At 71.0% G+C, this 21,146-nt stretch carries 22 protein-coding genes; 7 read left to right on the forward strand and 15 right to left on the reverse strand.

Going from position 1 to position 21,146, the window contains the following annotated elements:
* The first annotated feature begins 27 nt into the window (after window positions 1-27).
* Complete coding sequence (locus OHU89_RS17665) at window positions 28-441, forward strand: Fur family transcriptional regulator (RefSeq protein WP_405644050.1); 414 nt, start codon at window positions 28-30, stop codon at window positions 439-441.
* On the opposite strand, the gene OHU89_RS17670 is transcribed toward OHU89_RS17665, so the two are convergent.
* From OHU89_RS17670 to OHU89_RS17695, 6 genes are all read right to left on the reverse strand, one after another.
* The gene (locus OHU89_RS17670) at window positions 442-1,794 is read right to left on the reverse strand and encodes a histidine-type phosphatase (RefSeq protein ID WP_405644052.1); all 1,353 of its coding nucleotides are present in this window, start codon (window positions 1,792-1,794) and stop codon (window positions 442-444) included.
* A gap of 76 nt (window positions 1,795-1,870) precedes the next feature.
* The gene (locus OHU89_RS17675; RefSeq protein WP_405644054.1) at window positions 1,871-2,722 is read right to left on the reverse strand and encodes an isoprenyl transferase; all 852 of its coding nucleotides are present in this window, start codon (window positions 2,720-2,722) and stop codon (window positions 1,871-1,873) included.
* A gap of 23 nt (window positions 2,723-2,745) precedes the next feature.
* Window positions 2,746-3,492: a DNA repair protein RecO gene (gene recO, locus OHU89_RS17680; protein WP_266892629.1), complete on the reverse strand. Its 747-nt coding sequence runs from the start codon at window positions 3,490-3,492 to the stop codon at window positions 2,746-2,748.
* A 137-nt stretch (window positions 3,493-3,629) separates the two neighbouring features.
* Window positions 3,630-4,256 carry a DUF1266 domain-containing protein gene (locus tag OHU89_RS17685; protein ID WP_405644056.1) on the reverse strand — a complete coding sequence of 209 codons (627 nt, stop codon included), beginning with the start codon at window positions 4,254-4,256 and terminating at the stop codon, window positions 3,630-3,632.
* A gap of 25 nt (window positions 4,257-4,281) precedes the next feature.
* Complete coding sequence (locus OHU89_RS17690; protein ID WP_266892625.1) at window positions 4,282-4,497, reverse strand: hypothetical protein; 216 nt, start codon at window positions 4,495-4,497, stop codon at window positions 4,282-4,284.
* Between the two features lie 338 nt (window positions 4,498-4,835).
* Complete coding sequence (locus OHU89_RS17695) at window positions 4,836-5,717, reverse strand: hypothetical protein (protein ID WP_405644058.1); 882 nt, start codon at window positions 5,715-5,717, stop codon at window positions 4,836-4,838.
* A gap of 157 nt (window positions 5,718-5,874) precedes the next feature.
* On the opposite strand from OHU89_RS17695, the gene OHU89_RS17700 reads away from it, so the two are divergent.
* A complete protein-coding gene (locus OHU89_RS17700; RefSeq protein ID WP_405644059.1) occupies window positions 5,875-7,350 on the forward strand; it encodes an alpha/beta hydrolase in 1,476 nt (491 codons plus the stop codon).
* Here the strand turns inward: OHU89_RS17700 and OHU89_RS17705 are convergent.
* Window positions 7,338-8,486 (reverse strand): abortive phage infection protein, encoded by a 1,149-nt coding sequence (locus OHU89_RS17705; RefSeq protein ID WP_405644061.1) that lies wholly within the window; start codon window positions 8,484-8,486, stop codon window positions 7,338-7,340. The genes OHU89_RS17700 and OHU89_RS17705 overlap by 13 nt on opposite strands.
* Window positions 8,487-8,680: 194 nt before the next feature.
* Between OHU89_RS17705 and bla the strand changes: the two genes are divergently transcribed.
* Complete coding sequence (gene bla, locus OHU89_RS17710) at window positions 8,681-9,502, forward strand: class A beta-lactamase (RefSeq protein ID WP_405644063.1); 822 nt, start codon at window positions 8,681-8,683, stop codon at window positions 9,500-9,502.
* A 4-nt stretch (window positions 9,503-9,506) separates the two neighbouring features.
* On the opposite strand, the gene OHU89_RS17715 is transcribed toward bla, so the two are convergent.
* Window positions 9,507-10,274 (reverse strand): AraC family transcriptional regulator, encoded by a 768-nt coding sequence (locus OHU89_RS17715; protein WP_405644064.1) that lies wholly within the window; start codon window positions 10,272-10,274, stop codon window positions 9,507-9,509.
* Between the two features lie 56 nt (window positions 10,275-10,330).
* Between OHU89_RS17715 and OHU89_RS17720 the strand changes: the two genes are divergently transcribed.
* Window positions 10,331-10,903: a class I SAM-dependent methyltransferase gene (locus OHU89_RS17720; RefSeq protein WP_405644065.1), complete on the forward strand. Its 573-nt coding sequence runs from the start codon at window positions 10,331-10,333 to the stop codon at window positions 10,901-10,903.
* Here the strand turns inward: OHU89_RS17720 and OHU89_RS17725 are convergent.
* Both OHU89_RS17725 and OHU89_RS17730 read right to left on the reverse strand, forming a co-directional pair.
* On the reverse strand, window positions 10,877-11,326 hold the full coding sequence (locus OHU89_RS17725; RefSeq protein WP_405644067.1) for a protein phosphatase: 450 nt from the start codon (window positions 11,324-11,326) through the stop codon (window positions 10,877-10,879). The two genes, OHU89_RS17720 and OHU89_RS17725, sit on opposite strands and share 27 nt — an antisense overlap.
* Window positions 11,327-11,367: 41 nt before the next feature.
* Window positions 11,368-11,490 carry a hypothetical protein gene (locus tag OHU89_RS17730; RefSeq protein ID WP_405644069.1) on the reverse strand — a complete coding sequence of 41 codons (123 nt, stop codon included), beginning with the start codon at window positions 11,488-11,490 and terminating at the stop codon, window positions 11,368-11,370.
* Between the two features lie 17 nt (window positions 11,491-11,507).
* Between OHU89_RS17730 and OHU89_RS17735 the strand changes: the two genes are divergently transcribed.
* Window positions 11,508-12,443: a dihydrodipicolinate synthase family protein gene (locus OHU89_RS17735; RefSeq protein ID WP_405644071.1), complete on the forward strand. Its 936-nt coding sequence runs from the start codon at window positions 11,508-11,510 to the stop codon at window positions 12,441-12,443.
* 14 nt (window positions 12,444-12,457) lie between these two features.
* Here the strand turns inward: OHU89_RS17735 and OHU89_RS17740 are convergent, their stop codons facing one another.
* The 5 genes from OHU89_RS17740 to leuA form a co-directional block, all read right to left on the reverse strand.
* Window positions 12,458-13,138: a response regulator gene (locus OHU89_RS17740; protein ID WP_405644073.1), complete on the reverse strand. Its 681-nt coding sequence runs from the start codon at window positions 13,136-13,138 to the stop codon at window positions 12,458-12,460.
* A complete protein-coding gene (locus OHU89_RS17745; protein ID WP_405644074.1) occupies window positions 13,135-14,334 on the reverse strand; it encodes a sensor histidine kinase in 1,200 nt (399 codons plus the stop codon). Before OHU89_RS17745 ends, OHU89_RS17740 begins: the two co-directional genes overlap by 4 nt.
* A gap of 84 nt (window positions 14,335-14,418) precedes the next feature.
* On the reverse strand, window positions 14,419-16,545 hold the full coding sequence (locus OHU89_RS17750) for an MMPL family transporter (RefSeq protein ID WP_405644076.1): 2,127 nt from the start codon (window positions 16,543-16,545) through the stop codon (window positions 14,419-14,421).
* 175 nt (window positions 16,546-16,720) lie between these two features.
* Entirely contained in the window at window positions 16,721-17,416 is a 696-nt protein-coding gene (locus tag OHU89_RS17755) for a TerB family tellurite resistance protein (RefSeq protein WP_405644078.1), read from the reverse strand.
* 277 nt (window positions 17,417-17,693) lie between these two features.
* A complete protein-coding gene (gene leuA / locus OHU89_RS17760) occupies window positions 17,694-19,415 on the reverse strand; it encodes a 2-isopropylmalate synthase (RefSeq protein WP_405644080.1) in 1,722 nt (573 codons plus the stop codon).
* 319 nt (window positions 19,416-19,734) lie between these two features.
* Here leuA and OHU89_RS17765 point away from each other — a divergent pair, with 319 nt between their 5' ends.
* Window positions 19,735-20,805, forward strand: a complete 1,071-nt coding sequence (locus OHU89_RS17765; protein WP_405644082.1) for a M4 family metallopeptidase — start codon at window positions 19,735-19,737, stop codon at window positions 20,803-20,805.
* Window positions 20,806-20,826: 21 nt separating this feature from the next.
* Complete coding sequence (locus OHU89_RS17770; protein WP_266892595.1) at window positions 20,827-21,093, forward strand: protealysin inhibitor emfourin; 267 nt, start codon at window positions 20,827-20,829, stop codon at window positions 21,091-21,093.
* Window positions 21,094-21,146: the final 53 nt, after the last annotated feature.

Consider the following 21,146-nt stretch of genomic DNA (forward strand, 5'->3'; position numbering starts at 1 on the left):
GCAAGTGCAGACGTGAGGAGGCAACCGGTGACGACCGCTGGACCGCCCGTAAAGGGCCGCGCGACCCGACAGCGGGCCGCCGTGGCGGCGGCGCTCGACGAGGTCGACGAGTTCCGCAGTGCGCAGGAACTCCACGACATGCTCAAGCACAAGGGCGACTCGGTCGGCCTGACCACGGTCTACCGCACGCTCCAGAACCTCGCCGACGCGGGCGAGGTCGACGTCCTGCGCACCTCCGACGGCGAGTCCGTCTACCGCCGCTGCTCCACCGGCGACCACCATCACCACCTGGTGTGCCGGGTGTGCGGCAAGGCCGTCGAGGTCGAGGGCCCGGCGGTGGAGAAGTGGGCCGAGGCGATCGCGGCGGAGCACGGCTACGTCAATGTGGCGCACACCGTGGAGATCTTCGGCACATGCGCAGACTGCGCGGCGACGAAGTAGCTACGCCCGCCCGAAGCAGCGCTCCAGTTCGTCCAGGTCGTAGAACTTGCTGCCCTTGGCGATCGGCTCGCAGTTCGCCTTGAAGGCGGTCTCCTTCTCGTTGTAGAGCATGCGGACCAGGTAGCGGCCGTTCTTCTCGTAGACGTCCCACTGGATGTTCGAGCCGAGCGGGGCGACGGACGCGCCGCGCCAGGGGTTGTCGGCGTAGGTGTACGGCTTGGCCTCGGTCACGCCCTGGGTGCTGCCCGGCAGGCCCATCAGCGCGGCCAGCGGGATGATCTCCTCGGCGTGGGTGAAGCGGAGTTCGGCACCGAGGGTGCCGGTGCCGGCCTTCTTGGCCTCGACCTGCCGGAAGAAGTCGTCGAGCAGGACGTCGGCCATCTTGTACGTGATGTCGCTGTCCGCGAAGCCGGGCCCCTTCTCGTAGAAGTCCTCGGCGTCGCTGAGGTATCCGAACCAGTCGGCGTCGGAGCGCGAGATGTACCGCTCCATGCCCCAGCCCCTGCCGTCCGGGCTCTCCTGGCTCATCGCGGGGGCGATGGCGTACAGGTTGTGGACGGCGGTCGCGGCGGCCACCTGGTCGCTGTCGCCGAGCCCGGCCACGAAGTCGGCCTTGAAGAGCCGGCGCAGCACGCTGCGGGCGGCCTTGTGGGTCTTCGGCTGGTCGGTGATCGACTCGAGGGTGCTCGCCAGCCGCTGGTCGTTCGCGATGTAGTCGCGGTACGCGGCGCCGCCGTCCGCCTTGTGGAAGTAGAGCAGGTCCTTGTCGGTGCGGGTCGCGCCGATGAGGGACGTGAGCGACGGGTCGGTGTCGGCCAGGGCGCACGCGTAGATGTTCGCGCTGTCGACGGCCCGGCCCTGTCCGGAGCTGACGACGTCGATCTTCTCCCCGCCGGCGGCGATCTTCGAGAACAGGGACGGGAGACGCTCGGCCATGCGGACGGCCGTGTCGTGGATCTCCTCCTTGCCGCGCCCGCTCAGATCGCCGTAGCCGACCTTCGCCATGGCAGCCTGCAGGGCCCGCACCTTCGGGCCGAACTCCTCGCCCTTTCCGGTGAGTTCGCCCGCCGTCTGCGCCTTGTCCCACAGCGCGAGGATCAGATCGCCGTCCTCGCTGTCGGTGGCGGAGCGGGAGCCGTGCCGGGAGACGTTCTCCGTGAAGACGGGGGTGAAGCCGGCGGGCGGCCGCCCGTAGGAGTGCGCGCTCTGCCCGGGCGCGTAGGTGGCCTTCGTGCCGTAGCTGTCCCGGTGCGCCAGGTGTGCCCCGGGGGCGGCTGCGTCCGCGTGGGCGGGCAGCGCGGTGAGGACCAGGGCGCCGAGGGCGAGGGCGGGGGTGAGTCCGAGGCGGTTCATGTGCGGGCCGTTTCAACGAGCGGGAGACCGTGGGTGATCTCCCGCAGCGTCGACGGCCCGGGTGAACGCGCGGCGGCTACGAGGTGGCCTGCTGGTCAGGAGTCCTTCCCCGCATGGCCAAGAGTTCCTCATTCGGGATCGCGCCACCGAAGCGGCGGTCCCGGGAGGCGAACTCCACACACGCCCGCCACAGGTCGCGGCGGTCGAAGTCCGGCCACAGGACGTCCTGGAAGACCATCTCGGCGTACGCGCTCTGCCACAGCAGGTAGTTGGAGGTGCGCTGCTCGCCGCTGGGGCGCAGGAACAGGTCCACGTCCGGCATGTCCGGGTAGTAGAGGTACTTCGCGAAGGTCTTCTCGTTGACCTTCGACGGGTCGAGCCGCCCGGCGCGGATGTCCTCGGCGAGGGCCTGCGCCGCGTCGGCGATCTCGGCACGGCCGCCGTAGTTCATGCAGAAGTACAGGGTGAGCTTGTCGTTGTCCTTGGTCTGCTCCTGGGCGATCTGGAGCTCCTTGGCGACCGACTTCCACAGCTTGGGCATCCGGCCCACCCAGCGCACCCGGATACCGAGCTCGTCGAGGGTGTCACGGGTCTTGCGGATGAAGTCACGGTTGAAGTTCATCAGGAAGCGCACCTCGTCGGGCGAGCGCTTCCAGTTCTCGGTGGAGAAGGCGTACAGCGAGATGGCGCCGACGCCGATCTCGACCCCGCCCTGAAGCACGTCGAGAACGCGCTCGGCACCGACCTTGTGACCCTCGGTGCGCGGCAGCCCGCGCTCCTTGGCCCATCGGCCGTTCCCGTCCATGACGATCGCCACATGCTTGGGGACGAGCTCGCCGGGCAGCTTCGGCGCACGGGCGCCGGACGGGTGCGGCTCCGGCGACTTGTACTCGCGGCGCTGGCGCCCCAACAGCCGGCCTACCACCATGTGCTTCTCGATTCCTCTTCGGCTTACTTCTCTACGTAACGCAGCGAGCGGAGCCCGCGTTCCAGATGCCAGTGCAGGTAGGCGGAGACCAGCCCGCTGCCCTCCCGGACGTGCCGCGGCTCGCTCGCGTCCGCGGTCTCCCAGTCTCCCGTAAGCAGCGCGCCGAGGAGTTCCAGGGTCTGCGGCGAGGGTACGACGCTCCCCGCCACCCGGCAGTCCACGCAGACGGAACCGCCCGAACCGACCGAGAAGAACCGGTTCGGACCCGGCAGACCGCACTTGGCGCAGCCGCTGAAGCTCGGGGCGTATCCGTTGACGGCGAGGGAACGCAGCAGGAAGGCGTCGAGCACCAGGTTCGGGGCGTGCTCGCCCCGGGAGAGCGTCCGCAGGGCGCCGACGAGCAGCAGGTACTGCTGGACGGCCGGCTCGCCCTCGTGGTCGGTGAACCGCTCGGCCGTCTCCAGCATGGCCGTCCCGGCGGTGTACCGCGCGTAGTCGGTGACGATGCCGCCGCCGTACGGCGCGATGGTCTCGCTCTGGGTGCACAGCGGCAGCCCGCGCCCGACGAGCTCGCTGCCGCGCGCGAAGAACTGCACGTCGACGTGGGAGAAGGGTTCGAGCCGCGCCCCGAACTTGGACTTGGTGCGCCGGACACCGCGGGCCACGGCCCGCACCCGTCCGTGACCACGGGTGAGCAGGGTGATGATGCGGTCGGCTTCGCCGAGTTTCTGGGTGCGCAGCACGACGCCGTCGTCACGGAAGAGGCTCATCGGGCGGCTCCCGGGGTGGTGTGCTCCCTGGGTGCGCGCAGCATGATCCGGTCCGCCTCACCCAGCCTCTGGGTGCGCAGCACGATGCCGTCGTCGCGGAACAGGCTCATGGGTCCATTCTCCCGTACGCGCGGGGGTCAGGGGGCACGGTCGGGGTGGCTGATGGTGTCCCAGGGGGCCAGGTTCCAGGGGCTGTCCCTGTTGGCGGGGTCGAGGAGGGAGCGGAGGTGGGCGTCGGCGGTCGTCTGCGGGGCGGGGGCGTCGGGGGTGCCGTCCAGCCCGTCCTTCCACACCTTCCGGCCCAGCAGATAGTCGTCGGCGTACTCCTGCCAGGAGGCGTACGCCGACACCACCGCCGGCACGATGTTCTTCAGGGCGGTCCAGGCCTCGCCCTCGGTGATCATCCCGCCGGCGAACCCGCGCCGGGAGATGTCGACGTACAGGGCGGCGTCCCAGGCGAGCGGTGAGACACCGAGGACGCGCTGGGCCCGGGCCCGGTATCCGGAGCGGGCCAGCTCGTCGAGCCGGTCGGCCAGCTCGTCCCGCGAGGTGATCTCCCACTGCTCGGCCAGCCAGCGCCGGGCACCGTCGTCGTCGGTCCGCGTGAACGGGTACAGGGTGGTCCGCGAGGCGCCCCGGTCCCGGCTCACGGGCGCGCTCAGCGACACCATCCAGAGTTGGTGCGTGGTGAGCGGCGGCACGGGAGGACGGTCGGTGGCCTTCCGCCTCGCTCTCGTCCATCTGCGTATGCTCCACAGGCCCATGCGCCCGCACCCTACGACACCGGCGTCAAGGCACCTCACCCCGGCTGCGGGCGTTGGCGTACGCGGTCGCCGCGCTGAGCCGCTCGGCGGGGGTGGCCCGGCGGACGGTGTCCGGGGCCGCGTCCCACTCCTTTCCGCCGCCGTACGGTCTGAGTTGTACGTACGGCCCTTCGTGCCCCATGACGATGCCGACCTTTCCGCTCCGGGTGTCCACGACGTGGCTTCCGACGGGGGGTTTCATTTCCGCTCCTCTTTCTTCACCGTCACGTGGATCCCCCGCCTTTTTGAGTTTCACGCTTTTCACCTGCGGCGGCCCGCTGTGCTCCTACACTCGGCAGGAGTCTGTGCACGCCAAGGGTGGGGTGGCGCAGGGGCGTTGAACCGTGGCCAAGGGTTCACATGACTCCCGGGCTTTCGTATACGGCCTTTATATGGGGCAGTTCGAGCAGGCGCTGCGAAGGCACGACGGAAAGCCATGACCGGAAAGCCGTGGCGGGAAAGCGGTCGGGGAATTGTGCGGCGGATATCGCTTCCCTACGCCATGCGGATTGGTTCGACTTCATTCGAGTGAATTCGAGTTCACGGGAACTGCGGATGGTGACCCAGCGCCGCGATCAGGGTGTCGATCCGTAGCCGCAGGTCGCGGGAGTGCGCGCCGGTGACGAGGACGGACACGGTGTCGGGCTCGCCGTCGTCGTCCTCCGGATAGGGCCGGGAGTACGCGAGACGGACCTGCGCGGCGTGGAGACCGCCATGGAGCGGATAGGCGTACCAGGCGGCGGGGTCGTCCTCGGCGTCCGTCTCCTCGATCCCGAGAGCGATGGTGTCCCAGTCGGTGTCGTCGAAGTCGTAGTGGACGTACTCGGAGAGCAGCTCCAGGAAGGTGCGGAGGTTCTCGCTGCGGATGGACCCGTCGAGTTCGTGCGGAACGGCCGGACCGGCCGCCGGCCCCCCGAGCCCCCCGAGCCCCCCGCTCACGGCATGCCAGTCGCCGGTGGTCACGTGCAGCCCGGCCCAGAGGTCGAGCTGCCGGACGGAACTCCTGGGGTCGTAGGCGGCCTGGGGGAGCTGGGGGATGCGTTTGCGTCCGGTGGGGTCCAGTCGGTACGGAACCTGGAACGCGGTGTTCCAACGCTCGAGTTCGGGCGCGTACCGCTCCTCGGCGACCCCGGCGTCGACTCCGAGATACCGCCCGATGTCCTCCCAGGACGCGCCGCGCTCCCTCTCGTACACGACAGCCCGCGCCAACACCCCCTCCGCGACCTCCACCACCCGCACCCCCTCACTGACCCGCCCCCCGAGCCCGGTATCCACGTCACTCCGCGTCCCCACGAGCGCCTGAGCGGCAGCCGCGACGTCCACGGCTTGCGCGGAGAGGGCCAGGCGGGCGAGGTCTTGGTGGGAGTAGGCGGCTCGGTCTTCGTCGTAGGGGGTGGGGGGCGGGGAGGAGTGCTGGGTCATGGGGGCAGGGTTCCATGGGGTCGCTTCGGGGGCGCGGGGATTTTCGGTGGGGAGGTGGGACGGATCCGGGTCCCGGGCACAACTGGGGTAAACCCCCCGATCAACAAGGGAGTTGACCGGATGGGGGTCGTGAAGGAGATCCGCGAGGCTCGGTCCCATGACGCAGATCAAGCGCAACGCCGCCCTCGTAGCCGTCACCGCCGTCGCCCTCGGGATGGTCACTCCGCTGGCCGTCGCGGTGGAGAAGGCGCCCGCCCTCGACTGGAAGAAGTGCGCCGGCTCCACCCTCGACCCCCGTCAGCAGTGCGCCACCCTCGAGGTGCCCATGGACTACGCCCACCCGGGCGGCCGGAAGATCGGGATCGCCGTCTCCCGGATTCCGAGCGAGAACCCGGACGCCCGGCGTGGGGCGCTGTTCCTGATCCCCGGCGGTCCGGGTGGTTCGAGTCTCAACGACCCTTCCGGGAAGGGGCAGAAGCTGCCGCAGGAGGTGCGGGGCGCCTACGACCTGATCGGGTTCGCACCTCGGGGGCTCGCACCCTCGACCTCGGTCAGCTGCGACCTCCAGCACTCCGATCTCGCCCTCACCAAATCCCGCCCCTGGCCCGCCCCGGACGGCTCCGTCGCCGAGAACATGGCCACCGCCCAGCGCATGTCGGATGCCTGCGCACGGAACGGTGGTGAGCTGATACGGCACATCAGCACCAAGAACAACGCCCGTGACCTCGATCGGCTGAGGGCCGCGCTCGGCGAACGCAAGGTGTCCGGGTGGGGCGTCTCGTACGGCACGTACGTCGGCGCCGCCTACGCCGAGATGTTCCCGCACCGCACGGACCGCTTCGTGCTGGACAGCAACGACAACCCCGACCCGGTCCGGGCGGAACGCTCCTGGCTCCAGATCTACGAGGTCGGCGTCGAGGACAACTTCCCCGAGTTCGCCAAGTGGGCGTCCACGCCCGGCAACCCGGACCGCCTGGCCGGCACGGCCACCGAGGTGCGCGCGCTCTTCCTGCGGCTCGCCGCCCGTCTGGACCGTGAGCCGATCCCGTGGCCCGGAGCCAATCCGGAGGAGCTGAACGGCAACGTCCTGCGCCAGACCATGCTGGACAGCCTCTACGACACCGACAACTATCCGACCCTGGCGAAGCTGATGCTGGCCGCGCAACAGGGCACGGTGCCGCCCGCGCCCGCCGCCCCGCCGGAGCCGGTCCTGCAGAACGGCGCCGCCGTCGGCGCCGGCACCATCTGCAACGACGCCGTGTGGCCGAGGGATGCCGCCGTGTACGAGAAGGGCGTCGCGGAGAGCCGGGCCAAGTACCCCCTCACCGCCGGCATGCCGAGGAACGCGATGATGTGCGCCGCCTGGCCGTACCGGCCGCGGGAGACGCCGGTACGGATCACCGACCGAGGGCCCTCCAACATCCTGCTGGTGCAGAACGAACGGGACGTCGCCACCCCCGTGAGCGGCGCCCTCAAGCTCCGCGAGGCCCTCGGTCGGCGCGCTGTCATGGTCACCGTGAACTCCACGGGCCACGGCTCCTATCTCCGTAACGGCAACGCGTGCGGGGACGAGATCGTGTCGAGGTTCCTCGCCACCGGTCAGCGTCCCGCCGCCGACACCTACTGCCGCTGACCGGCCCTGCGGTAGGCACGGGCCACCGCGTGGAACGCCTCCTTGGGCTCCCGGTGCCAGCCCGTGTCCGGGTCGCCGGGGCGGTCCTGGATCGCCTTGGCGATGCCGTAGCTGGCCATGTCGAGGTCATGGCGGGGGTCGTCGGGGCGGTGCGGGGCGTCCGCGGTGAGGAACTCGAACACCATCGCCGCGTACAGGTTCATCGACTCGAAGACGCCCAGGAGGTCGACGAGGTAGGCCGCCTGGGTGCGTTCGCTGCGGACCGGGGGCGGGTCGCCCATGATCTCCGGCGGTGTCTTGCCGTAGTCGACGATGTCCCAGCCCATGCCGCCCGCCTCGGGGGCGCCGCGGTAGGTGCAGGTGCCGAACTCGGTGATGGCGACGGGCTTGCCCCAGCGCAGGTGCTGCTTCAACTCCCTGACGTAGTCCTTTCGTTGCGGGAAGTACGAGTAGTAGTCGATGCCCACCACGTCGAAGAGGTTCCAGTCGACGTTGTCGATCTCCGGGGCGGAGGCGTAGCTCAGCCGGCCGTGGAAGACCCTGCGGCCGAGCGCCGCCGCCTTCGCCGTGAAGCGGGCCAGGCGGCGCTGCATCTGCGCCCAGTCGACGGTGCCGTTCTGGAGGTTCTCGATGCGCTCGAAGACCGTGTCCCCCGGGATGATCCCGGGCACGAACAGCCAGAACTCGCAGCCCACGCTGAACTCGACGCTCGCGCCCTGCCGACGCAGCCGCTCCGCGAACCGGCCGGTCTCGGCGAGGTGGTCGAGGATGTCCCGTTCCGGGACGTCGCCGAGGGTGGGCTGGAGCCAGATGTGCAGTCCGAGCTCGGCCGCCTCGGCGGCGGTGGCGGTGAGGCGTTCGACGCCGTCGCCGGTGACGTCGACGGTGTCGGCGTGCAGGTCGTCGCGGATGGTGCGGAGGTCCGCCCGCATCCGGTCGGCGCTCCACTCGGTGGCCGGCGTCTCACCGGCGACGAGGGTGTAGACGACACCCCGGCGGGTCAGCCCGCCCCGGCCGGCGGCCTCACCCCGCCCGGCCGCCCCGGCCCCGCCCGCGGGCAGCACCGCCCCCGCCACCCCGACCGCCGCCGCCCCGGCCAGGAACTGTGCCCGGTTGATCCCCTTGGTCTTCTCCATACGGCCACTCTGGCGAGCCCGCGCCCGCCCCGCCGTCCGCCGATGGTCTACGGCCCCGCAACCAAGGAATGAGTTCCGGCGTCGATCTACTGAGGAGATCGTCCACGCGCGCCTGGCAAAGGCGCGTCCACCGAACGAAGGAGAGCGCGATCTTAGCCCGCCGTACCCTTCTCGCCGCCTCTGCCGCCACTCTCGTGGCGGCCGCCCCCGCGCACGCCACCACCTCCCGCGTCACCGAACGCCTCCGCGAGCTGGAGCGGCAACACGGCGCCCGCCTGGGCGTGTTCGCTCGCAACCTCGGCACCGGCCGGACCGTCCGGCACCGCGCCGACGAGCTGTTCCCGATGTGCTCGCTGTTCAAGACCCTGGCGTCCGCGGCCGTACTGCGCGATCTGGACCGCGACGGCGAGTTCCTGTCCCGCCGGATCCACTACACGGACGCCGATCTGCCGAAGGAGGGCTCCGACAAGACCCGGGAGCACCTGGCCGACGGCATGACGGTCGCCGAACTCGCCGAGGTCGCCATCACGTTCAGCGACAACGGCGCCGGCAACCTCCTGCTGCGTGAGCTCGGCGGCCCCACCGCCATCACCCGCTTCGCCCGCTCCCTCGGCGACCCGGTGACCCGCCTGGACCGCTGGGAGACCGAGCTCAACTCGGCGGAGCCCTGGCGGATCACGGACACGACGAGCCCGTACGCGATCGGCCGGACGTACGGCCGACTGGTCCTCGGCGACGCCCTGAACCGTCGCGACCGCGAGCTCCTCACGCACTGGCTGCTGAACAACACCACGAGCGGGACCCGGCTGCGCGCAGGGCTGCCGAAGACGTGGACGGTCGCCGACAAGACGGGCGGCGGTTCCTACGGCACCAACAACAACGTGGGCATCGCCTGGACGCCGGAGGGCACCCCGCTCGTGCTGGCCGTCCTGACGACGATGCCGGAGCAGTCCGCCGCCCGCGACGACCTGCTGGTCGCCGACACGGCCAAGGCGCTGTCGGAGGCGCTTGGTTGACGGCTCAGCCGACGGGAAAGTACTGCCTCGGCGTCACCCCCACCACGCGATGGAAGGCGGCGGTGAAGGAGCTGGCCGAGGCATAGCCGACGCGGTGGGCCACCGGTTCGACCGGGAGGCCCGCCGCCAGGTGCGGCATCGCGGCCTGCATCCGCAGCCGTTCCCGCCACTGCCCGAAGGCCAGGCCGGTCTCGGCGACGAAGAGGCGGGCCAACGTCCTGGCGCTCGCGCCGACTTGGGCACCCCAGTCGGCCAGAGTGCGCGCGTCCGCGGGGTCGGCCGTCAGTGCCCCGGCCACGGCCAGGGCCCGCGGATCTCGGGGCGAGGGGACCGAGACACTGGTCACCGGCACCGGACGCAGCTCGTCGAGCAGCACCGCCTCCGCGCGCGAGCGGGCCCGTGGGGCGAGGTCCGTCCGGACGAGATGGTCGACGAGCGCTCGCAGCAGCGCGGTGACCTGCACGACGGTCGGCTCGGTCCACCCGATGTGCGGGCAGCACGCGGGGTCGACGTAGGGGCTGCGCAGGAGCGCACCGCCCTCCGACCCGGTGGCGTGCGGAACGCCCGCGGGGATCCACAGGGCCAGCGACGGCGGCAGCAGCCACACACCCTGTTCGCTGCGGACCCGGAGCAATCCCCGCACGGACCAGGCGAGTTGGTGGTGGTCGTGCCGGTGGGTGCCGAAGAAGCTGCCCCGGGGCATCGTGAAACGGCCGACGAAGACCGCGGTGTCGGCCGGAGGGTACGGGCCGTACTGTCCGTTCGGCGACATGGGACGGCAGCCTAGCCCGTAGTGGACAGCCCAGGACCCCGCCTAGCGTCGGACCCATGCCGATGAACCGAGCCCACCGGAGACTGTGCAGCTCCGAGGTGTGGGCGCAGACGACGAAGGACCGCATCCTGCCCTGGGCCCTGAAGCAGGTGGACCTCGGCGAGGACGTGCTGGAGATCGGGCCGGGCTACGGCGCCAACCTCCGTGTCCTGGTGGAGCAGGTCCCGAGGCTGACGGCCGCCGAGATCGACGCGGACACGGCCCGCCTCCTCACGGAACGGTGGGGCGACCGCGCCCGCATCCTCCACGCCGACGGCGCCCAACTGCCGGTGGAGGACGAGGCGTTCGACTCCGTCGTCTGCTTCACCATGCTCCACCACGTGCCCACGGCCGCCCACCAGGACCGTATCTTCGCCGAGGCGTTCCGCGTCCTGCGCCCCGGCGGCACCTTCGCCGGCAGCGACAGCCAACCGAGCTTCGGCTTCCGGCTTCTCCACCTGCGGGACACGATGAACACCCTGGACCCCGCGAGCCTTCCGGCCCGTCTGGAGCGGGCCGGCTTCGGCGAGGTGGCCGTGGACGTCCACCAGAAGTCCGGCAGCCTACGCTTCCGCGCCCGCCGCCCCTGAGAACCGCCGCACATACCGCCGCTGCCACGGCGTCTCCACCGCCCGCCGGTGGTAGTGCGCCCGCACATACCCGACGGCCTCGTCCGCCGGTACGCCGTCCAGGACCGCGAGACAGGCCAGCGCCGTCCCCGTACGCCCGCGTCCGCCCCCGCAGGCGACCTCGACGCGCTCGCCCGCGGCCCGCTCCCAGGCCTCGCTCAGCGCCGCGCGAGCGGCCGGCCGGTCCGCCGGGAGGCGGAAGTCGGGCCGGCGGATCCAGTGGAACTCCCAGGGGACCGCGGGCGGTTGGTGGCCCAGGAGGTAGAGGGCGTACGAAGGGGTCGGCGCCCCCGGTGCGTGCGGGTACCTGAGGCCACGGCCCCGCACCAGCCTGCCCGACGGCAGTCGCAGTACTCCCGCGGTGTTCTCGCCCCAGTGCTCCACGGCCCCATTCGACCATGCCCCGGCCGCGGCCCGCTCAGGTATCAGGGGACGCGCGGCACGCCCATGAGCAGCGTCGGCTCCCGCCCGGACACCGCTTCCGCTGCCACCATCCGGGGGAGGAGGGTGAGCAGGCCCTCGGCCTGGTACCCGTACGCGAGAACCACGAGAACAGGGAGCCTTGATGACGATCCCCGCGCCGCTGACCGGTGTCGTCCCGCCCGTCTGCACCCCCCTGACACCGTCACGCGAGGTGGACGTCCCGTCGCTGCTCCGTCTGGTCGACCATCTGGTGGGGGGCGGGGTGCACGGGCTGTTCGTGCTCGGTACGTCGTCGGAGGCTGCGTATCTGACGGACGCGCAGCGTCGGTTGGTGGTGGAGACGGTGACGGGCCATGTGAGTGGCCAGCTCCCGGTGCTGGCGGGTGCGATCGACATGACGACGCCGCGGGTCCTGGACCACGTGGCTTCCGTGACGGCGGCGGGGGCCGATGCGGTGGTCGTGATCTCGCCGTTCTACACGAGTACGCACCCCGCGGAGATCGCCCGCCACTACCGCCTGGTGGCCGCTGCGAGTCCGGTGCCCGTCCTGGCCTACGACCTCCCCGGTGCCGTCCACACCAAGCTCCCCGCGGAGTTGGTGCTGTCGCTCGCGGCCGAGGGGGTGCTGGCGGGTCTCAAGGACTCCAGCGGGGACCTGGGGGCGTTCCGCGAGGTCGTCGTCGGGGCCAGGACCCGGGGTGACATCAACGGCTTCAGCGTGCTGACGGGGTCCGAGCTTTTCGTGGACGCGGCGCTGGCGGCGGGAGCGGACGGGGCGGTACCGGGGCTCGCGAACGTCGATCCGGAGGGGTATGTGCGGCTGGACCGGCTCTGCCGGGTGGGCGACTGGGAGCGGGCCCGGGTGGAGCAGGAGCGGTTGTGCGCGCTGTTCGGGATGGTGCGGGTGGGGGATCCGGGTCGGATGGGGGGCAGTTCGGCGGCGTTGGGGGCGTTCAAGGCGGCGCTGTATCTGCGGGGCGTCATCGGGTGCCCGGTCACGGCTGAGCCGCAGGTTCCGTTGTCGGAGAGGGACGTCGAGGGGGTGGGGAAGTTCTTGGCGGCGGCGGGGCTGCTGTGAGAGGTCGCGGGTGGCTAGCCCTCGCGCACACGCCCCGGCGTGACCATCCCCGACTCGTACGCCACGATCACCAACTGCGCCCGGTCACGGGCCCCCAACTTCCCCATGATCCGGCTGACATGGGTCTTCGCGGTCAATGGACTCAACCCCAAGGCCTCGGCGATCTCGGCGTTGTTGAGCCCCCGTCCGACCAGCACGAGCACCTCGCACTCCCGTTCCGACAAGCACTCCGGGCCACCTGAGAGCGCCGGTGCCGACGCCGGTGTGTGGCTCAGCAGCCGGGCGATCAGGCGTGCCGTCGGGCCCGGTGACAACAGCGACTCCCCAGCCGCCACCGTACGGATCGCGTCCAGGAGCTCCGCCGGTCTGGTGTCCTTCACCAGGAACCCCGACGCGCCCGCACGCAACGCCTCGATGATGTACTCGTCGGTTTCGTACGTCGTCAGGACCAGCACCTTCACCCCGGCCAGTTCCTCGTCCGCCGCGATCAGCCGGGTCGCCTCGATGCCGTCGAGGTCGGGCATCCGGATGTCCATGACGACGAGGTCGGGCCGTGCGCGCCGCGCCAGGTCCAGCGCCTCCCGGCCGGTCGCCGCCTCCCCCACCACCTCCATGTCCCGTGCCGACTCGACGAGCATCGCGAACGCGGCCCGTACGAGGGTCTGGTCGTCGGCAAGCAGTACACGGATCGTCATACGGCCCTCTCCAGCGCAGTCGTCAACGGCAGTACTGCCGTCACCGCGAACCCACCTTCCGGCCGCGGCCCCGCGTCGAGTGTGCCACCCACGCTGCGGGCCCTCTCCCGCATGCCGACGAGCCCGAAGCCGGCGCCTTCGGAACCGGCCACCGGGCCCGTGCCGTCGTCGGTCACCGACAGCCGCAGGGCACTCTGATCCTCGTAGAGCTCGACGGAGATCGCCGGTTCGGGTCCCGCGTGCCGGACCGCGTTCGTCAGGGCCTCCTGGACGATGCGGTAGGCCGCCGCGCCGACGGCGGGGGGCGCCTCGCGGATCCGTACCGTCCGCTCGACCCGTGCCCCTGTCTGGCGGGCCGTCTCCACGAGGTCGGACAGACCGTCGAGGCCGGGCAGCGGGCCGCGGACGTCCCCGACGGCGCCCTGTTCGCGCAGCACCTCCAGCGTCGTACGCAACTCTCCGCGGGCCGAACGGCACGTCTCCGCGATGTCCTCCAACGACTTGGCGACCGTCTCGCGGTCGAGGCGTTCGGGGTCCGTGGACAGCACGTGCGCGGCCACCGAGGTCTGCACGCCGATCAGGGTGATGCTGTGGGCGAGCAGATCGTGCAGGTCCCGGGCGATCCGCAGACGTTCCTCCGCCACCCTGCGCCGTGCCTCCTCCTCGCGGGTGCGTTCGGCACGTTCGGCGCGTTCCACGATCGCGCCGATGTAGTTGCGGTGCACGCGGACCGCTTCGCCCGTGATCGCGCACGCCAGGATCCAGCCGGAGATGCGGATCAGCTCGACGCCCCGGTCCGGATTGATGCTGAGCAGCATGATCACGCTGATGACGAGCAGGGTCGGCACCACGGTCAGGGTCCGGCGCCGCGGCCCGGCCACCGCGAGCGAGTAGATGGCGACCATCGACACCGCGATCAGCCCGGAGTGGGCGTTCCCCAGTGAGTGGTAGGTGCCCTCCACGCCGATGAGCGCGAGGAGCACCCCCATCGGATAGTGCCGCCGCCAGGCGAGCGTCAGCGCCGAGAGGCCGAACAGCGTCCATCCGACGACGTCCGGCGTGTGCGCGTCGGAGCCCTGCGCCACGAACGCCAGCGGCACCGACGCCAGCCCGACCCCCACCGCGATCAGCCAGTCGCGCGGGGCGGGCCGGACGAGCCGCCTGCCGGGGTGGGCGAGTTGCTCCTGGGTGGTCACCACGTGCTCCATCCTCCCCGATTCGGCCCCGGGCCGGACCCCTGGGCGTGAGCCCGGAGGTCCGGCCGGCTGTGCGCGTGCGGTTCAGCGCATCCCCGCGGGCTCCGCGACCGGCTCGGGCGACTCGCCGCCACCCACTGCCGGTTCCTTCGACAGCGCGCCCGGCCACCACACCTTGCGCCGCAGCGCCACGCTCGCGCTGGTGACCAGATACGTGCGGACCAGGAAGGTGTCCAGCAGCACGCCGACCGCGATGACGAAGCCCAGCTCCACCAGCTGCAGCATCGGCATGCTGGTCAGCACCGCGAACGTCGCCGCCAGGACCAGGCCCGCCGAGGCGATGACCCCGCCCGTCGTGCGCAGCGCGATCAGCGCGGCCTGCGCCGGTTCGGTGCCCTTCAGGGACTCCTCGCGCATGCGGTGCATCAGGAAGATGCCGTAGTCGACGCCCAGGGCGACCAGGAAGACGAAGGACAGCAGGCCGAGCCCCGGATCCGTGCCCTCGAAGCCGAAGACCGGGCCGAAGACCAGTCCCCCGATGCCGAGCGCCGCGCCCCACACCGCGACCACGGCCGCCACCAGGATCAGCGGCGCGACGACCGACCGCAGCAGGGCGATCAGGATCAGCAGCACGGAGGCGAGGACGAGCGGTACGACGACCAGCCGGTCCCGGGCGTTGGTGTCCTTCAGGTCGAGCTGCTCGGCGCTGGGGCCGCCGACGTAGGAGCCGTCGAGGCGGTCGCGCAGATCCTCGATGGTGGCGGTCTCCCCCGCCGACTGGGGTGCGGAGCCGGCGATGACGGAGATCTCCGTCCAGCCTCCCCCACTCTCGGCTTCGCTCGAGCGGGGGGACCCCCATCCGCTGCGGCCACGGGTCGCGCTGTCGACGCCCGGGGTGTCCCGGGCCTCGGCCAGGGCGGCGTCGGCACGGTCGGTGGGGGCGATGACGGAGATCGGCTGGGTGCCGCGCTCCGGATAGGCCTTCCCCAGGGTCTCCATGGCGGCGACCGCCTCGGGCTTGCTGGTGAAGGAGTCCTCCTGCTTGAGGCTGCCGGGGAGGTTCAGCGCCCCGAGCGCCAGCGCGCCGAGCAGCACCGCGCCGCCCGCGAGGACCGTCAGCGGCCGGCGTCCGGCGGAGCTGCCCATCGCGGCGAACAGCGACCGGCGGACCTTGGGCGTGCTGCCGTAGCGCGGCACCAGCGGCCAGAAGACGCGGCGGCCGAGCAGGACGAGGATCGCGGGCAGCAGGGTCATCATGGCGGCAAGCGCGCACAGGATGCCGACCGTGCCCAGCGGACCCATGCCGCGGCTGGAGTTGAGATCGGCGGCGAGGAGGCAGAACAGGCCCGCGGCGACCGTCCCGGAGGAGGCCAGCACCGCCGGTCCACAGCCCTTCAGCGCGGCGGCCATCGCGTCGTAGGGCCGCTCGATGCGCCGCAGCTCCTCGCGGTACCGGGAGACGAGCAGCAGTGCGTAGTCGGTGCCCGCGCCGAACACGAGGATCGTCATGATGCCGGAGCTCTGGCCGGACACGGACGTCCCGAACCCCTGGTTCAGCCCGTAGGCGACCCCCATGGACAGATAGTCGGCGATGCCCGCGACGGCTAGCGGCACCAGCCACAGGAACGGGCTGCGGTAGATGAGGATCAGCAGGAGCGCCACGACGGCGGCGGTGGTGTAGAGCAGGGGCCCGTCGAGCGAGTTGTAGACCTCACTGGCGTCCGTCGCGAGCGCGCCTTCCCCACCGACCTCGACGCTCAGGCCGTCCTCGCTCTTGGCGATGTCCCTTACGTCGTTGACGAGTTGGTCGCGCTTCTCCTCGTCCGTGCCCGGCTCGGTGCTGGCCACCGGGTACATCAGGGTGGTGCCGTCCTTGGACGGGACGCCCTCCGGCCGCGCGGTGAGCGTATGCGCGCTCGCGATCTCGCCGATCTGGTCGGCGGCCGTCGTCCGGTCCGCCGCGGTCAGTCCGCCGTCTCGGTGGTAGACGACGACCATCTGGGTCGTCTCGCCGCCCGGCAACCGGTCCTGGATCTTGGCGACCTGGGTGGAGTCGGCGCTCGCCGGCAGATAGTCGACGGCCCGGTCGCGCTGCACGTCCGAGAGCTTCGACGCGAACGGCGAGGTGAGCGCCAGCACGGCGATCCACAGCCCGAGCACGAGCCAGGGCACGGCACGCCGTCCCCGAATGGTTGTCGTTGCGGCCCCCATGAGTCGGGCCTCCCCTCGGTCGGATGTCTGGTTCGGTTCCAGACTCCCGGCGGCCGGGGGCCGATTCGTCGGGCGGCAGGGCGAGTTGGGGAGTACTGCGGAGGGTGTCCTTCGGGTGCCGCTACTCCCTGGGGAGTAGCGGCGGTTGTACGACGGCGGCGCCGCCGCCCGCCTTCTACGACGGGGTGCGCGCCGCCACCAGCAGCCGTGTCACATCGTCCGCGCAGATGGTGAGCGCGGCGCCGACCGTGGCGAGGGCGTCCCGCTCCGCGGGGGTGTAGGGCCCGTCGGCGAGGGCGATCCGTGCGCCCTGGAGGAGGATCGACTCACGGCCGGCGGGGGCGAGGTGCGGGGCCAGCGGGTCCAGCGCCTCGTGGAGCTCTATGGCCAGGCCTGCCCCGCAGGGCTCGCCGAAGACCCGTCCGGTGTCCGCGGCCAGCGCCTCGACCAGCGCCCCGAGCTGGTCCTCCGTGCAGTCGTCGAAGCCGGCGGCACGAACCGTGCAGGCGGCCGCCTCCAGGGCCGTACGGGAGCAGGTGCCGCCCGCGGCGAGCACCGCGAGGGCGACGGTGTGGACGGCGTCGCGGAGCATCGCGGAGAAGCGGGTGGTGGTCGGGTGGTCGAGGACGTCGGTGCCGAAGTGGCGCTTGCAGGCGGCGCACTCCACGACCGGTCCGGTCTCGCCGCGCGGCAGCACGGGCATGCCGAGGAGGGTGAAGCGGCGCCTGCCGGTCAGCCGCTGGTAGTTGCGGTCGCCGCCGCAGCCCGGGCAGAAGAACTCCCCGTCGCCCACGGGCGTCCACGCGGTGCGGGTGCCCAGCAGGCGCGCAGCCCTGACGGCCTGGCCGTTTCGTCCCCGTCCTGGCAGCACGTCGCACCTCCGCGTAACGGCACGGCAACATCGCCGTGCTGGCGTGATGTTAGCCACATCACGCACCCGGAGTCAGCACCCCCGACGAGACCTCTCCGTGACCTGCACAGGCCGATGGCCGGAAATAGACAGGCCCCGCCCGCTGTATTACAGCGGGCGGGGCCTGCGAACGCCGGTGCGGGAGACGCCTTCAGGGGCGCGGGGCTGTAGACATCAGCGGCTCCGCCGCGGGGCGCGACCAGCCACGACGGCGCCGCAGCCGATCAACGACGTTTCATCAGCGAGCAGCCCGATTGACGGCCGAGACGACCGCCTTCAGCGACGCACGTGTCGTGTTCGCATCGATACCGATCCCCCACAGAATCTTGCCGTCGATCGCGCATTCGATGTAGGAGGCGGCCTGCGCGGAGGCGCCCTCGCTCATCGTGTGCTCCTGGTAGTCCAGCAGGCGTACGTCGATCCCGATGGACTGCAGGGCGTCGAAGAAGGCCGAGATCGGACCGTTGCCGGAGCCGGTCAGGACGGTGTCCTGGCCGTCGACCGTGGCCTCCACCTTGAGCGTGTCCACGCCGTCGGTGTCGGTCGTCGACTGGTTGTTCTTGACCTGGACGCGACCCCACGCGTTCTCGGGGTTCGGCAGGTACTCGTCCTGGAAGGTCGCCCAGATGGCGCCGCCGGTGACCTCGCCGCCCTCGGCGTCCGTCTTGGCCTGGATGAGCTTGGAGAACTCGATCTGCATCCGGCGCGGCAGGTCCAGCTTGTGGTCGTTCTTCAGGACGTACGCGATACCGCCCTTGCCGGACTGCGAGTTGACGCGGATGACCGCCTCGTAGGAGCGGCCGACGTCCTTCGGGTCGATCGGCAGGTACGGGACCGCCCACTCGATGTCGTCGACGGTGACGCCCTTCGCGGCCGCGTCGGCCTCCATGGCGTCGAAGCCCTTCTTGATGGCGTCCTGGTGGGAGCCGGAGAAGGACGTGTAGACCAGGTCGCCCACGTACGGGTGGCGCGGGTGGACCTCCATCTGGTTGCAGTACTCCCACGTGCGACGGATCTCGTCGATGTCGGAGAAGTCGATCTGCGGGTCGACGCCCTGGGAGAAGAGGTTCATGCCCAGGGTGACCAGGTCGACGTTGCCGGTGCGCTCGCCCTGGCCGAACAGACAGCCCTCGACGCGGTCGGCGCCGGCCATCAGCGCCAGCTCGGCGGCGGCGACGGCGGTGCCGCGGTCGTTGTGCGGGTGGACGGAGATGACGACGTGCTCGCGGCGGGAGATGTTGCGGCTCATCCACTCGAAGCGGTCCGCGTGCGTCGAGGGGGTCGAACGCTCCACCGTGGCGGGCAGGTTGAGGATGATCTCGCGGCCCGGACCGGGCTGGTAGACGTCCATCACCGCCTCACAGACCTCCAGCGCGAAGTCCAGCTCGGTGTCGGTGAAGATCTCCGGGCTGTACTGGTAGCCGAACTCGGTCTCGGGGCCCAGCAGCTTCTCGGCGTACTCCATCACCAGGCGGGTGCCGTCGACGGCGATCTGCTTGATGTCGTCCTTGGAGCCGCGGAAGACCACGCGGCGGAAGACGGGAGCGGTGGCGTTGTAGAGGTGGACGGTCGCCCGCTTGGCGCCCTTCAGCGACTCGACGGTCCGCTCGATCAGGTCCTCGCGGGCCTGGGTCAGTACGGAGATGGTGACGTCGTCGGGGATCGCGCCCGGCTCCTCGACGATGGAGCGTACGAAGTCGAAGTCGGTCTGCCCCGAGGCCGGGAAGCCGACCTCGATCTCCTTGTAGCCCATCTTGACCAGCTGGTCGAACATCCGGCGCTTGCGCTCGGGCGACATCGGGTCGATCAGGGCCTGGTTGCCGTCGCGCAGGTCCGTGGAGAGCCAGCGGGGGGCGGCGGTGATCCGGTTGTTCGGCCAGGTGCGGTCCGCGATGTCGACCTGGTCGTACTGGCCGTACTTGTGGATCGGCATGGCACTGGGCTGCTGGCGGTTCGCCATGATGCGGGGGCTCCTCAGGATGTCCGGAAGGACGGCCGACGACGCAACGCCAAGCTCCGCGGGGAGGGAGTCGACCTGGACTACAGGCCCTCGCCGCGGCAGCTAAGAAGAAGCAGCCCGAAACACATGATGCGAAGCATGCTAGCCGAGCCGCTGCCCGTGCGGGGCGCTGTATCAGTATGCGGGACCCGGGGGACCAACGGGACAAAACGTGCGCCATACCACTCGGGAGCAGCGACCCGGGCTCCTTGTCCGCACATTTCACCAATCATGGTTGCGGGTAGTGACAGCGGCGTAACACAGTGCAATGGTGCCGAGCATGACGACCCACGGGGGCTCTGAGCCCGTCTTCTGCACCGTCGTACCACCGCACGTCCTCGACAAGCTCGCCCAGGCCGAGGACCCCGCGCTCGCCGATCCCGCCCGCAGGACCCTGGAACGCGACGCCTTCGAGCGCACCCACCGCCGGCTGACCACCGTCGTCGGCGCCCCCTCCATCGCCGCGCCGCCGGGCGCCGAGTCCGGCAAGCCGCACCGCACCGTCTACGACGCCCGGCACCGCACCGACCTGCCCGGCAAGAAGGTGCGAACCGAGGGCTCGGAGCCCGGCAAGGACGCCACGGTCAACCGTGCCTACGCCGGTCTCGGAGCCACCTTCGAGCTGTTCCTGGCGGCGTACCAGCGCGACTCCATCGACGCGCGCGGCCTCCCGCTGGACGCCACGGTCCACTACGAGGAGAACTACAACAACGCCTTCTGGAACGGCGAGCAGATGGTGTTCGGCGACGGCGACGGCGAGATCTTCCTCGACTTCACCATCCCGATCGACGTCATCGGCCACGAGCTCACCCACGGCGTCACGCAGTACACGGCCAACCTCACCTACTTCGGCCAGCCCGGCGCCCTCAACGAGTCGATGTCCGACGTCTTCGGCTCCCTCATCAAGCAGCACACCCTCGGCCAGACCGCCGCCGAGGCCGACTGGCTCATCGGCGCCGGCCTGCTCGCCCCGCGCGTCACCGGCTCCGCCCTGCGTTCCATGAAGGCCCCGGGCACGGCGTACGACGACGACGTCCTCGGCAAGGACCCGCAGCCCGCGACCATGGACGACTTCGTCCGCACCGGCCGCGACAACGGCGGCGTCCACATCAACTCCGGGATCCCCAACCACGCGTTCTACCTCGCCGCCACCACCCTCGGCGGCCACGCCTGGGAGCGGGCCGGACAGATCTGGTACGACGTCCTGACCGGCGGCCGGCTGAAGAAGGACGCCCTCTTCACGGACTTCGCCGCCCTGACGGTCGAGGCGGCCACGGACCGCTACAAGGACGGCGAGGAGCTCCAGGCCGTACTGAAGGCGTGGGAGCAGGTCGGGGTGCGCACGGCGTAGTTCCGTACTAGACACGGTCCCATGCGTATTCGAGTGAGGCGTACCGGTGGATTCGCGGGCATCGAGCGTCATGCCGAGGTGGACACCTCGGGCCGGCCCGACGCCCACGAATGGCACACCCTGGCCGAGAAGGCGCTCGCCGGCGGCCGGGGCACGCCGCCCATCGGCGTGCCCGACGGTTTCGCCTACGAGATCACCGTGGACGGCAGAACGGTGTACGCCGCCGACCCACGGCTGACCGAGGAGCAGCGCAAGCTGATCTCGCGGGTCCTGAAGGAAGGGGCGTGAGGGCAGGGGCGTGACGGAAGGTGCGTAACCCCTTCTTCACGCCCGCCCGTTGA

The organism is Streptomyces sp. NBC_00019, from assembly GCF_045041015.1.
GTDB lineage: Bacteria > Actinomycetota > Actinomycetes > Streptomycetales > Streptomycetaceae > Streptomyces.